This is a genomic window from Streptomyces sp. NPDC002776 (genome assembly GCF_053592195.1).
In genome coordinates, this window is the sequence record NZ_JBSFVG010000012.1 from 207744 (window position 1) to 220795 (window position 13052).

Consider the following 13052-nt stretch of genomic DNA (forward strand, 5'->3'; position numbering starts at 1 on the left):
GTCATCCGTCCTCGCGGGCCTGGCGGGCGAGCATCGTTCCGGCGATGACCAGCACGAGCAGGGTGATGGTGCTGGAGATCGCGGATCCGTAGCCGACGTCGGCGCGTTCGAAGAAGTTCTGGTAGGCGAAGTAGGCGGGGACGAGGGTGGAGTTGCCGGGACCGCCGCCGGTGAGGACGAAGATCTGGGCGAAGACCTTCAGGCCGGCGATGGTGGTGGTGACCAGGACGACGTAGACCTCGGGCCGCAGGATGGGGACGGTGATGCGGGTGAAGCGCTGCCACCAGCTCGCCCCGTCGAGTGCGGCGGCTTCGTAGAGTTCGGGGTCGATGCGCTGCAGGCCGGACATGAACAGCACGAGCGGGTAGCCGAGCTGCATCCAGACCAGGACGCCGAGGACGATCCACAGGGCGAGGTCGGGGTCGCCGAGCCAGTTCTGGGCGAGCGAGGAGAGCCCGATGGTGTCGAGGATGCTGTTGACGGCGCCTTCGGGGGCGAGGATCCAGCCCCACATCAGGCCGGTGACGGCGACGGGGATGACCTGCGGCAGGTAGAGGCCCGAGCGGAAGACGCTGACGATTCCGTCGCCGTGCTTCTTGCCGATGTAGTCGAAGAGCAGGGCGGCCAGGAACAGGCCCAGTACGGTGGGCACGATCGCGATGCCGACGATGACGAAGGCGATGTTGCGGAACGAGGCCCAGAAGTCGGCGTCCTGGAAGAGGCGGGTGTAGTTGTCGAGGCCGGTGAAGGCGGGGGTGCCGATGCCCTGCCAGGTGGTGAAGCTGTAGTAGAAGGTCATCACCAGCGGGACGACGAGGAAGAGCACACTGAGCAGCAGGCCCGGTGCGAGGAAGACGGCGTAGCCCGTGGACCGCGGGTGACGTGTGGTTTTCACGGTTGCTCCTAGGTGGGCGGGACGGCGTCCCGGACTACCGGGGCGCCGTCCCCTGAACGACGCAGCACCAGGGGGTGCTAGGACCGGCCGGCGACGTACGTGTCGTAGGGGGCCGCGAGCTCGTCGAGGACCGTGTCGGGCTTGCCGCCGTTCATCAGGTTCTGGGTGGCTGCCAGCCACGTGTCGTAGTAACCGGTCACGGGCCAGTCCGGGTAGAAGGCCAGGCCGTTGTTCGTCTCGTAGGTGTCGAAGGCGGTGATCAGCTCCTTCGCCTTGGCGTTGCCGATGATGTCGGCCTTGGCGGTGAGGGGGACGCTGCCTTCCTCACCGATCAGCTTCTGGACCTCGTCGGACATGGTGATGGCGATGAAGTCCTCGGCGAGCTGCTTGTTCTTCGCCTTCGTGGGGATGACCCAGTGGTTGCCGCCGGAGCCGAGCGTCTTCTCGCTGCCCGGGTAGGGGGCGGTGGACCAGGAGAAGTCCTTGATGTCGGTGCTGAGTCCGCCGAACCACCAGTTCCCGCCGACCATGATGGGCCGCTTCTGGGAGACGAACTGCTCGGTCATGTCACTGCCCTTGAGGCCGACGTCCTTCTTCTCGAAGTAGCCCTTCTTCAGCCACTCCTGGTACTTGTTCACCGCGTACGTCATCTCGGGGCCGTGGAAATCGACCTTGCCCTTGTAGAGCTGGTAGTCGTCCACCCAGGCGTCCGTGGCCTTGGACACGGCCAGCAGGTAGAGCCAGTGGCCGGCGGGGTGGTCGTTGCCGGCGTTCGCGAGCGGTGTGACGCCGGCGGCCTTGAACTTGGCCAGCGCGGCCTCGAAGCTCTTGAAGTCGGTGGGCTTGGTTATGCCGTGCTTCTTGAACAGGTCGTCGTTGTAGTAGGTGAGGACGAACTCGCCGTAGTTCGGCACGCCGTACCACTTGTCGCCGCCCATCTCGCCCTTGGCGTCGTAGCGGGCGGTGACGGAGGCCCGCTCGCTGATCGCCGTGTCCCAGCCGTGTTCCTTCACGAGAGGGGTGAGGTCGCTGAGCAGGCCTTGCTTGGCGAGCAGGCCGGTGGTGGCGTTGCCCTTGTTGTACTCCATGACGTCGGGCGCCTTGTCGGAGTTGAGGATCATCCCGGCGTTCTGCTGGATCTGCTCGAACGTCTTGCGCTCGAAGACGACCTTGACGTCCGGGTGGGTCCTCTTGAACTCGGCGATGGCAGCGTCCCAGGCCTTGCTCAGGGCGCCGTCCTGCTGCTCGTAGTGCCACAGCCGCAGTGTCTTGCCGTCGCCCGCGCCGGTGTCGGAGCCGCCGCAGGCGGTCAGCGGGGCCAGCAGGGCGAGGGTGGAGGCCGCCAGGAGAAGGGTTCTTCCGCGGGCGGTGCGGGTGCGCGGGTTGTTCATGGCTGGTTCCTTGGTGTGCGTCGTTGCGGCAAGGGCGGGCGTGTCAGGCGGTGCGGCGGCGGTGGACGCGGGCTTCCCACGGGCGCAGGGTGTAGGTGCTCGTGAGAGGTGAGGCGGCCGGAAGGTTGGCGATGAGCGTGTCGCTGTCCTCCCAGCCGTGGGGCAGGCCGACGGTGAGGTCGCCGGCCCCGAAGTTGGCGATCACCAGCAGCTCGGTGCCGGAGGCGGCGTCGTGTCGGGTGAAGGCGTAGAGCTGCTCGTGCTCGGGGTGGAGCAGGTGGAAGTCGCCGTGGGTGATGGCGGGTTCGGTGTGGCGCAGAGCGATCAGGCGCCGGTAGTAGTGGAAGACCGAGTCGGGATCGGCGAGTTGTGCCTCGGCGTTGATGTCGACGTGGTCGGGGTTGACGGCGATCCACGGGGTGCCGGTGGTGAAGCCGCCGTGCGCGGTGGCGTCCCACTGCATCGGGGTGCGGGCGTTGTCGCGGCTGCGGTGTCGCAGCCCTTCGAGGATGTGTGTCTCGTCGGCGCCGAGAGCGAGCTGGTCGCGGTGGTGGTTGAGCGATTCGATGTCGCGGAAGTCGTCGATGGAGGCGAACGGGGCGTTGGCCATCGCGAGCTCTTCGCCCTGGTAGACGAACGGGGTGCCGCGGTGCAGGTGCAGCACGGTGGCCAGCAGCTTGGCCGACCGGTCGCGGTAGGCCGGGCTGTCGTCACCGAACCGGGAGACCACCCGGGGCTGGTCGTGGTTGCAGAAGTACAGGCTGTTCCAGCCGGTCTCCCCGAGCCCGGCCTGCCAGCGGCCCAGGCTGGCCTTGAGGTCGGTGAGCTTCAGCGCACGGACGTCGAACTTGCCGCCGGGACCCTGATCGAGCCCGACGTGCTCGAACTGGAAGACCATGTCGAGTTCGCGGCGGGCGGGGTCGGTGAACAGCCGTGCTTCCTCGACCGTCACGCCGGGCATCTCGCCGACGGTCAGCAGCGGACGCGGATGGCCGTCGAAGACCTCACGGTGCATCTCGGCGATGTACTCGTGGACGCGGGGGCCGCAGATGTAGTGGGCGCTGCCGTCTCCGTGGCGGCTGCCCTCGTGCACCGGCCCGTCGGGCAGGCCGTCCGCCTTGGAGATGAGGTTGATGACGTCCATGCGGAAGCCGTCGACGCCCCGCTCCAGCCACCAGCGCATCATGGCGTACACCGCCTGACGGACCTCGGGGTTGTCCCAGTTGAGGTCGGGTTGCTTGCGGGAGAACAGGTGCAGGTAGTACTCCCCGCTCGCCTTGTCGTACGTCCATGCCGGGCCGGAGAAGAACGAGCCCCAGTTGTTGGGCTCCGCGCCGGGCGTGCCGGGCTCCATGCCCTCGCGTGCCGGGCGCCAGATGTACCAGTCGCGCTTGTCACCGCCCGGGCCGCCGTCACGGGAGGCGGTGAACCAGGAGTGCTCGTCACTGGTGTGGTTGACGACCAGGTCCATGACCAGCTTCATGCCGCGCTCATGGACGCCGGCCAGCAGTCGCTCGAAGTCGGCGAGCGTGCCGAACAGCGGGTCGATGCCCTGGTAGTCGCTGATGTCGTAGCCGTTGTCGTCATGCGGCGAGGGGTACACCGGGGAGAGCCACAGCACGTCGACACCGAGCTGCGACAGGTAGTCCAGGCGCTCGATGACGCCTTGGAGGTCCCCGATGCCGTCCGCGTCGGAGTCGGCGAAGCTGCGGGGATAGATCTGGTAGACCACCGCGTTGCTCCACCAGGAGTCGGCGGGACCGGCCACGTTTTCGGGCACGTCAAAACCTCGTCATGTGTCTCGGGTACTGGTTGTCGTGGAGCTGAATCGGGTCAGGACAGCGCCGCGCCGACCGCGTCCTGGATCACGAGGCAGGCGGCGCCCCGGGCCCAGAGGTCGTGGTGCACGGGGTCGACGTGGATGTCGCAGTCGTGGGCGGCCGTGGAGAAGGCGTGGGCTTGCAGGGCCTGGGACATGGCGGCTCCGAAGAGGTCGTGGGCCACCGCGCCCTCACCGGCGATGATGATTTTCTGGAGGTTCAGCAGATTGCACATGCCCGCCAGTCCCCTGCCGAGGGCGGTTCCGGCCTCGGTGAAGGCGGACCGGGCCACGGTCTGCGCCGAGCCGGTGCCCGAGCGGGCCAGCTCCATCGCCTCGGTGATCCCCGCACAGGAGACTCCGGCGTCCTGGAGGTGGCGCAGGACGGCGCGGTCGCCGGCGAGGGCTTCCAGGCAGCCGCGGCGGCCGCAGCTGCACATGGGGCCCGTCGGGTCCAGCGGCAGGTGGCCGAGCTCCCCGGCCAGTCCGGTGGCGCCGGAGAACAGAGCGCCGTCGAGGAGCAGTCCGCAGCCGATGCCCGGACCGACGGTGACGACGGCGAAGGAGTCGACGTCCCGGCCCTGACCGAACCAACGCTCGGCCACCACAAGGGTGTTGACGTCGTTGTTCACCACGACGGGAAGTCCTGTGGCCGCACGCAGCGGCCCGGCCACATCGACCTTGTTCCAGTCCAGCAGGGCGGAGTAACGGCAGACTCCGGCACTGGAGTCGACGTGACCACTGACCCCGACCCCCAGTCCCAGCACCCTGTCAGCGGCCTCGGGGGCCTCCGCCAGGAGTCGCCGGGTCAGGTCGGCGACGGCGGACAGGGCGGTTTCCGGGGTGCAGTCGGCGATCGGCTGCTCAGCGCGCGCCAGGACGCCCGCGGCCATGTCGGTGACCACTCCGGAGACCTGGGCCGGACCTATCTTGACGCCGACCACGATGTGCTTGTCCGGGTTGACCTGGAGCATCTTCTGCGGTCGGCCCCGCCCCTGGGGGGCGGTGTCGAGCTCGCGGAGGTAGTCGTGCTCCAGCAGCGGCGGAAGCATACGCGTCACGCTGGACGGCACCAGCCCGAGCCGCTGGGCGAGCTGGGTCCGGGAGATGGGCCCCGCGGTGAGCACGGTCGCGAAGATCTCCGCGCGGGTCTGCTCACCGACAAGCTCCGAGAAACGGATCTTGGACGGGGTCATCACACATGCCTCCGAAGCAGTGATCGGCTGGAAGGAAGTCGGTCGGTCCGGTGCCGAACCGCTGGTCGGACTGCGATGACTGCGGCCGACTGCGGATGACAGGAGTCTGACCCTCTCTATTTCGTGCGTCAAGGAAGAAAACTTCGCGTTACGTAACCGTGACCCCGACCTCTTGAGGGGATTAGCGGGGCTTTTGTCCCGCTCGCCTCCATTCCTAGGGTGCCACTCGGCCGAACCGTGGACGAGATCTTGTTCATTTCATTGACACCGCGAAGAAATGACGCGACGTTATGCCGCGACCGCAGAACGGCGATGGACGGCTGCACGCACGCATCCCGCACCGGCTCGAAGGGAGGTCCCCTCGCGACAAGCCGCGCAGCTGCTCCAGCCGACGCGTGGCCCGGTCACCCGTGACCGAACCGGCCGGCAGTACCGCAAGCAGCCGGACGCCGGTGCTCCTGACCTTCTTGTACCTGTCTTCAGCCCTGCTCCCTGCCCGTCGGACGGGCGCAGGCGCGGGGCAGGTCCAGCGCCCGCGGGCGCTGCTTTCCCCAGCAACGGAATGAGGACTCGTCATGCCCGCAGCAAGACTGAGCCGGCTGGCGGCGCTCGCCGCCGGCCTCGCTCTCGCCCTGGCCGGCGCCGTCGTGCCCGTCGGCACGGCGAGCGCGCGACCGCTCCCGGTCCAGGCGGCATCCGCCGCCGAGGCCGCGGCCGTCACCACGGCCGACAGCCCGCAGCTCAAGACGTGGTGGCACGACAATCACGAGTACAACACCACCAGCCCGGTGGCGAACGACAAGGTACGGCGGTCGCAGTTCTACGACGTCCAGGTCGCCACCGCAGCGGCCCCGACGACGAAGTACGACTCCTTCGCCTACATGAGCATCCCGCGCAGCGGCAAGGGCAAGATCGGCTATACGAAGGAGGACGGGGCGGAGTTCTCCTCGGCCGCGAACCTCACCATGAGCTGGTCGTCCTTCCAGTACACGGCCGATGCGTGGGTCGACGTCTCCCTGCGCACCGGCCAGACGATCTCCTCCGCCGACCAGGTGAAGATCAAGCCCAGCAGCCTGAACTTCGCCAAGGAACTGGTGGACGCCGACACCGTCCGCGTCAAGGTGCCCTACAACTCGGCCGGTTACCGGTTCTCCGTGGAGTTCGACCCGCAGCTGTACACGGCGTACAACGACATGTCCGGCCCCGCGAACGACGCCGGCAAGCTGACCACGCAGGGCGGCGGCGGCAACCGGGCCATCCACACCGAGCCCCGCAACTCCATGATGATCTTCGCCGAGCCGGCCCCGACCGGGGCCGAGAAGGACCGGCTGGTGCCGACGTCGGCCTCCGGCAGCATCCACTACCCGCAGCAGGGCCAGGTCACCAACCTGAACACGATCAGCGAGGAGATCGTGTACTTCCGGCCCGGCACCTACTACATGACCTCCAAGTACCACGCGCTGCTGCCCAAGCAGGTCAAGTGGGTCTACCTGGCCCCCGGCGCGTACGTGAAGGGCGCCATCCGGTTCCCCGACGACAGCCAGGGGCTGTACAGGGTGACCGGCCAGGGCGTGCTCTCCGGTGAGCAGTACGTCTACGAGGCGGACACCAACAACAACTACGACCACCTCTCCGGCGCCTCCAACTGCCACTCCAGCTGCGTGAAGATGCTGCAGTTCGCCTCCGCGCAGGGCCGCCAGCAGCACCTGGACCTGCAAGGCGTGACCATCAACGAGCCGCCGTACCACTCGTTCGTGGTCTACGGCGACGAGCAGACCTTCAGCATGCGGGTCGACAACTACAAGCAGGTCGGCTCCTGGTACTGGCAGACCGACGGCATCGAGCTCTACCGCGGCAGCACCATGAAGAACACGTTCTTCAACGCCAACGACGACGTGCTGAAGATGTACCACAGCGACGTCAGCATCGATAACACCGTCGTCTGGAAGAACGAGAACGGACCCGTCATCCAGTGGGGCTGGACCCCGCGCACCATCGACAACGTCCGGGTCAGCAACACCCACGTCATCCACAACCGCATGTACTGGAAGGACGTCAAGTACAACACCTGCATCCTCAACTCCTCCTCCCACTGGGAGGACATGGGCTCGACCACCAAGGCCGACCCGGGCTCATGGGTGAGGAACATGACCTTCGAGAACATCACCGTCGAAGGGATGACCAACTGCGCGATCCGCGTCTTCGCCCTGTCCAGCGCCGAGAACATCCACGTCAAGAACCTCAAGATCGACGCCTGGAACCAGCTCGACGCCTCCTCCCAGGTCAGCCTCCTCAAGCGGTACACCAACTCCGCCGGACAGAAGGTCACCCTCGGCAACGAGACGCGTGACAGCCGCGGGCTGAAGCTGGAGAACTACACCGTCGGCGGCACCGCCATCCAGAAGTCCGGCACCAACTGGGCCGCCGACAAGCTCGGCCGGATCGGCTTCGATGCCGAGACCTGGGACAACTGGAACGCCTGGGGACCGGGCGGCAACAACCCCGATCCCGACCCGGTCACCGGCGGCAAGATCGTCAACGGGGCGACCTCCAAGTGCCTCGACCGGGCCGGCGGCGGCACGGCCAACGGCACCGCCGTACAGCAATGGACGTGCGCCAGCACGCCGTCGATGACCTGGGCCCTGGACGGTCAGCAACTGAAGTCCGGCGGCAAGTGCCTGGACGTCGAGGGCGGAGCCACCGCCAACGGCGCCAAGGCGCACCTGTGGGACTGCGGCACCTGGGACAGCCAGAAGTGGGCCTTCCAGACCGACGGCAGCCTGAAGAACCTTAAGTCCGGACGCTGCCTGGACATCCAGGGCCAGAGCACCGCCGACGGCGCCCGTCTGCACCTGTGGGACTGCGGCGGCTGGGCCAGCCAGAAGTGGACTCCGGCCGGCTGACACGACCGGTGGCCGTCGGCGCACCCGCACCGCCGACGGCCCTCCTCACACCGGTATCCCTGGAAGGAGCATCATCGTGGAACTTCCCGCACGCCACGAAGCCACCGTCCTGGGCCTGTTCCGCATGGTCGCCGGGCTGCTGTTCGCCTGCCACGGGGCCGCGACGTTGTTCGACGTCCTGGGCGGACCCCACGCAGGCTCGACGCCCGGGCCGGGCCAGTGGCCGGGATGGTGGGCGGCGGTGATCCAGCTCGTCGGCGGGGGCCTGGTGCTCGCCGGACTGTTCACCCGGACCGCCGCGGCCCTGTGCTCGGGCTCCATGGCCTACGCCTATTTCGTCCACCACCAGCCCGACGGCCTGTTCCCTCTGGAGAACGGCGGCGAGCAGGCGGCTCTGTTCTGCTGGGCCTTCCTCCTCATCGCCGCCCTCGGCCCCGGCCGCTGGCCGGTGACGGCGCTGCTCGCCCCGCGCGCGAGCACGCGACCCGCCCCCAGGAAGGAGGTGGCGGACACGCAAGGAACCTGAACCCCTGGCTGTCATGTGCACGTAATTCGCGGGTGGGAGTCCTCCGCTCGCGACCCCCGAACAACCGGAGGAAGAGCACCATGAACCGCACACCCGCAACACCCACGCGCCGCACCGCGCTCGGCGCCTCAGTGGTGACCACCAGCCTGCTGTGCCTGCTTCCGCTCGCACCGTCGGCCGCCGCACACGGCACGGTGATCACCCCTGAGACCCGCAACTACGGCTGCCTGCAGCGCTGGGGATACACCGAGCCGAACGAGGCACAGGACCCCATGTGCTACCGCACCTACCACGAGAACCCCAACGCCATCGCCGCGTGGAAGGCCGTCTACGCCAACAACACCGGCGACAACTACAAGCAGGTCATCCCCGACGGGCAGATCTGCAGCGCCGGCGGGCAGGGCGAGACCAACTACCGGCCGCTCGACCGCCCCGGCCCCTGGAAGACGACCACCATCGGCTCCGACTTCACCGTCGACATCTACGACGAGGCACGACACGGCGCCGACTGGCTCGAGGTCTACGTCACCAAGCAGGGCTTCAACCCCGAGTACCAGCTCATCGGGTGGAACGACCTGGAACTGGTGAAGAGGACCGGCCGCTACTCCTACCAGCCGCACTACGTCACCGACGTCTCGACGTCGGGCTACAGCGGACGGCACGTCGTGGTGACCGTCTGGAAGGCGTCGCACATGGACCAGAAGTACTTCCTGTGCAGCGACGTCAACTTCACCTGACATCCGCCGGACGCGGTTGAACCAGCACCCCGGCAAGCCGGCCCCGCGAGGCGCGCACCTCGCGGGGTCTTCCCCCACTCCCCCGTCACCGGCCGGCCGCCGACGCCGGGCCGGGCGCCTCCCGGAGGCCCCATGCTTGACTCTCACGCCCCTGAGCACACCTCCTCAGCCCGCCGGACAACCGCACAGCGCGCGGCCGAGTACTACCGGGCGCGCAGCATCACCGTGCTGCGCATCAGCGTCGGCATCGTCTACTGCTGGTTCGGGGTGCTCAAGTTCTTCCCCGCCGCGAGCCCCGCCGAGGAGATCGCGGTCGCCGCCATGAGCGAGCTCACCGGCGGACTGCTGCCCTCCCACGTGTCCCTGCCGCTGCTGGGAACCGCGGAGACGCTGATCGGACTCGCCCTGGTCACCGGCCTGCTGCTGCGGGTCGCCTTAGCCGTGTTCTTCGCGCACATGGCCGGTGCCTTCAGCTCCCTGGCACTGCTGTCCGGGCAGATGTGGCACCACGGCGTGCCCACGCTCGAAGGCCAGTACGTCCTCAAGAACCTGGTCCTGGTGGCCGCCTGTCTGGCTGTCACGTCCGACGAACTCACTCGCTGAAGCCCGGCCTGCGGGCGTGCGGCTGCCCACCGAGATCCTCTCCGTGGTGCGTCACACCGGCGCGACCACCGTCTACGTCACCCACGACCAGGCCGAAGCCATGGCACTGGGCGACCGCGTCGCCGTCCTGCGCGACGGCGTCCTGCAGCAGATCGGCGCCCCGGACGAGCTGTACGACCTGCCCGCCAACGCCTTCGTCGCCTCCTTCGTGGGCACACCGCGCATCAACCTCGTGCACGGCACCCTCTACGCGCCCATCGACGGCGCCATGGAAACGCTCCGCGGCGCCCTCCCCCACCGACCCCGCCGCCACCCCCGCTGCCCGACCACTACGGAGTCGGCGAACTCGTCCTGCGCGCCCCCCAGGCAGCGGGCTGCCGGACCGGGGACCGCATCCCCCTCCTCGTCGACCTGCGGGCGCTGATGCTCTTCGACGCGCAAGGCGGGCTTCAAGGGCGCCCGATGAACAACCGGGCCGGGGTGACGAGCCGGTCATGGAGCCGGGGTGGCAGGAAGAGGCCGGCGCCCAGGCCGGAGGTGCGGGGCGGGTCGTCGGGTCGGGCGGCGGGCTGGGGCGGCCGGTGTGTCGGTGGGGTCGGGTCGAGGGGGACGGCCGCCGTGATGACGGCGAGGAGAAGACCGGTGGAGCGGTGGCTCAGGATGCGGGCGGCGGTGGTGAGGCGGTGGCGCTCGGCAAGAGGAAGCGACAGCGCCACGCAGCGGGCCTGACCGGGAAGTGGCAGCGGGATGGCGGCGCATACGTCGGTGTCGCAGTACTCCATCACGTCGAAATGGGATCCCGCGGGACCGTGCTTGTCGAGTGTGCGGTAGAGGGCCTGAGGGTCGGTGATGGTCCTGGCGGTCAGCGAGACCGGTCGCCAGCGTGAGAGGTGGTCCTCTCTGGCTTCGGGTGTCAGTTGGGACAGGATGCTCTTGCCGACCGCGCTGGCGTGGGCGCATTCCTTGAAGGGCACGTACTCGTCGACCTTCGGGGCGTCGGCGGTGTAGGAGGCATGGGTGACGGTGAGGTTGCCGTCGGTGTAGGCGCTGACGTAGATCGCGGCTCCGGTGTCCTCCCGCAGCCGGTCCAGGACCTGCTGGAGCACGTCCTCGCCGCGTGCGGTCGCCTGCATCAGCGGGCCGGCCGTGTAGGTGCCGTCAGGCTGGAGGGCGGTCAGGCTGTTGTCACTGAGCCAGGCCATCAGCTCCTCGGCCGCCGCCGCGGTCACGCTCGCCGCGCGGGCGGCCTCGGCGACCGTGACGGAGCCCTGCGAGTCGTGGACGAGGTGCAGCACATCCAGTACGCGCAGCGCGGATTCCCATTCGCGTGGCTGGTGTTCGGGGGCCGGGCGTGCGACAGGCGGGGTCCATAACGTCCGGGGCGGCGCCCACAGCCCTGGCGTGGAGTCGGATGCTGGCGGCCCCGTAGGGCCCGTGCTCACATACGGGCGCGCCGGGGCGACGCCGTCGTGCCGTAGCCGCTGCGCCTCTTGGCCGGTGCCACCGCCGGTGGGGGTCGTCCCGAGTGCCGAGCGGACCTCCTCGCAGCACTCCGGGTCCTCCACCACGGCCATGTCCTCGGCAGCGGTGGGTGACGGCTGGTCTGCTGGGCTCAGCAGGCGGCGGGCGTCGCCGTGTCCGTGCCGGGCCGCCTCCGCCACCAGGAACCGCACGTCCTCGTGCGAACCGCCGCTACGGCAGGCCAGGGCCGCCAGCTTGAACAGGGCCCCGGGGTGCCCCCACTCGGCAGCCACGCCCAGGCAGTCGGCGGCCGGGCCGAGCTCACCTCGCCGCAGGGCTTTCGAACCCAGCCGGTAGAAGGAGTTCACCCGCTGCGCCGCGTCGGCGCTGAGCGCGTAGACGTCCGTCAACGGCCCGAAGTCCCCGCCGGGCCTGTCCCAGAAGTCGTGGGGTCCGGCGAGCTGGGCCAGCATGTGCGCGAGGCCGGCCGGGACCATCTGCTCCGGGTGCCCCGCCCCGCCGCCGCGGTCGTCGTCCCTGCCCACATCCGTCACCTGTTCCCCTGCTTTCCGTGCTGCCGCTTTTTCCGCTGCCCGTCCCGAATGTGCCCAGCCAGGGCATGCCTCAGCTGCGTGACTGCCTTGTTGCGCAGGTTGTGCAGGCGGGCCGCCGGTATCCCGAGCGCGGCCGCGATCTCCGTGTCGCTCATGCCGCGGCTCTGCAGATCGACCACCCGCTTGCGCAGGCCGGGAGGCATGGTGGAGATCGCCGGGATGACCAACTCGTGCAGCACCCGCTGATCCTCGTCGCCCACCTCCCGCTGCCGCGGCACCACGGTGTCCAGGGCTTCCGTGCTGCCGAGCAGCACTGTCCCTCCGTTGGTCCGCTGTCGCTCGCGCAGCATGTCGACGGCGAGGTTGCGGGCCGTCGTCCGCAGGTATGCGGTCACGTTCGTCTCCGGCGCGAGCTCTCCCGCCGCGGCCTTGCGTGCCACGGCCAGGACGGCTTCCTGCACGATGTCCTGGCAGGTGGCCAACGACAGTGTCCGGTACGAGCGTTGCAGCACGGCAGGCTGTGTCTGCACGAACGCCGGGTACGCCTCCACCAGGCGCTGGCCGACCGTCGCGCTCACCGCGACGGCCTTCCCCGACAGCGGGTCGCCTACCACGCTCCGCGCTCCGACTCGGCCGCCGTCTCCCCGCCGCCGACACGGACGGTGAGCTCGACACGCACGACGACCACCCCACCGCACGGAGCCGCCACGGTCGCGACCGGAACACTCTCCACCCGGCTCTCCTGGCTGCCCCCCGCCGCTAACCCGGCGTCGGACTGTGCGGCCTCACGGCCGGCAGACTTTTTTCGCCACACGCGCACCAGTGCGCCCAGCGCGTGCACCGCGCTCACGGCGGCCGGGACGTACCCGGTCCACTCCAAGAACGGCGTCATATAGGTGGCTCTCCATCCATCGGGCAGGTACGCGGTCCGCGTCTCACCCACCAGACGCACTCGGGCCCCTCAATC

Annotated in this window: 11 protein-coding genes and 1 pseudogene; 5 read left to right on the forward strand and 7 right to left on the reverse strand. The window is 68.9% G+C overall.

Annotated elements, in window-relative coordinates:
• Position 1: 1 nt before the first annotated feature.
• The 4 genes from ACWD11_RS24415 to ACWD11_RS24430 all read right to left on the reverse strand — a co-directional run bounded on the left by ACWD11_RS24415 (position 2) and on the right by ACWD11_RS24430 (position 5301).
• Complete coding sequence (locus ACWD11_RS24415) at positions 2-895, reverse strand: carbohydrate ABC transporter permease (protein WP_389417412.1); 894 nt, start codon at positions 893-895, stop codon at positions 2-4.
• Positions 896-972: 77 nt separating this feature from the next.
• On the reverse strand, positions 973-2286 hold the full coding sequence (locus ACWD11_RS24420) for an extracellular solute-binding protein (protein WP_389417411.1): 1314 nt from the start codon (positions 2284-2286) through the stop codon (positions 973-975).
• Between the two features lie 43 nt (positions 2287-2329).
• A complete protein-coding gene (locus tag ACWD11_RS24425; RefSeq protein WP_389417410.1) occupies positions 2330-4066 on the reverse strand; it encodes an alpha-glucosidase in 1737 nt (578 codons plus the stop codon).
• Between the two features lie 53 nt (positions 4067-4119).
• Complete coding sequence (locus ACWD11_RS24430) at positions 4120-5301, reverse strand: ROK family transcriptional regulator (RefSeq protein WP_389417409.1); 1182 nt, start codon at positions 5299-5301, stop codon at positions 4120-4122.
• A gap of 575 nt (positions 5302-5876) precedes the next feature.
• Here ACWD11_RS24430 and ACWD11_RS24435 point away from each other — a divergent pair.
• The 5 genes and pseudogenes from ACWD11_RS24435 to ACWD11_RS24455 all read left to right on the forward strand — a co-directional run.
• Positions 5877-8204 (forward strand): family 49 glycosyl hydrolase, encoded by a 2328-nt coding sequence (locus tag ACWD11_RS24435; protein WP_451285492.1) that lies wholly within the window; start codon positions 5877-5879, stop codon positions 8202-8204.
• A gap of 76 nt (positions 8205-8280) precedes the next feature.
• On the forward strand, positions 8281-8730 hold the full coding sequence (locus ACWD11_RS24440; protein ID WP_389417407.1) for a DoxX family protein: 450 nt from the start codon (positions 8281-8283) through the stop codon (positions 8728-8730).
• An 80-nt stretch (positions 8731-8810) separates the two neighbouring features.
• Positions 8811-9467: a lytic polysaccharide monooxygenase gene (locus tag ACWD11_RS24445; protein ID WP_389417406.1), complete on the forward strand. Its 657-nt coding sequence runs from the start codon at positions 8811-8813 to the stop codon at positions 9465-9467.
• 132 nt (positions 9468-9599) lie between these two features.
• Positions 9600-10070, forward strand: coding sequence for a DoxX family membrane protein (locus tag ACWD11_RS24450; protein ID WP_389417405.1), 471 nt, complete (start codon positions 9600-9602; stop codon positions 10068-10070).
• A 22-nt stretch (positions 10071-10092) separates the two neighbouring features.
• Positions 10093-10341, forward strand: a pseudogene (locus tag ACWD11_RS24455) (sugar ABC transporter ATP-binding protein); the annotation flags it as partial.
• 178 nt (positions 10342-10519) lie between these two features.
• Here the strand turns inward: ACWD11_RS24455 and ACWD11_RS24460 are convergent.
• Genes ACWD11_RS24460 through ACWD11_RS24470 form a run of 3 tightly spaced genes read right to left on the reverse strand, consistent with a single transcriptional unit; the run spans position 10520 to position 12977 of the window.
• Positions 10520-12076, reverse strand: coding sequence for an IclR family transcriptional regulator domain-containing protein (locus ACWD11_RS24460; RefSeq protein WP_451285495.1), 1557 nt, complete (start codon positions 12074-12076; stop codon positions 10520-10522).
• 5 nt (positions 12077-12081) lie between these two features.
• A complete protein-coding gene (locus ACWD11_RS24465; protein WP_389417402.1) occupies positions 12082-12663 on the reverse strand; it encodes an RNA polymerase sigma factor in 582 nt (193 codons plus the stop codon).
• 29 nt (positions 12664-12692) lie between these two features.
• Positions 12693-12977 carry a hypothetical protein gene (locus ACWD11_RS24470; protein ID WP_451285497.1) on the reverse strand — a complete coding sequence of 95 codons (285 nt, stop codon included), beginning with the start codon at positions 12975-12977 and terminating at the stop codon, positions 12693-12695.
• Positions 12978-13052: the final 75 nt, after the last annotated feature.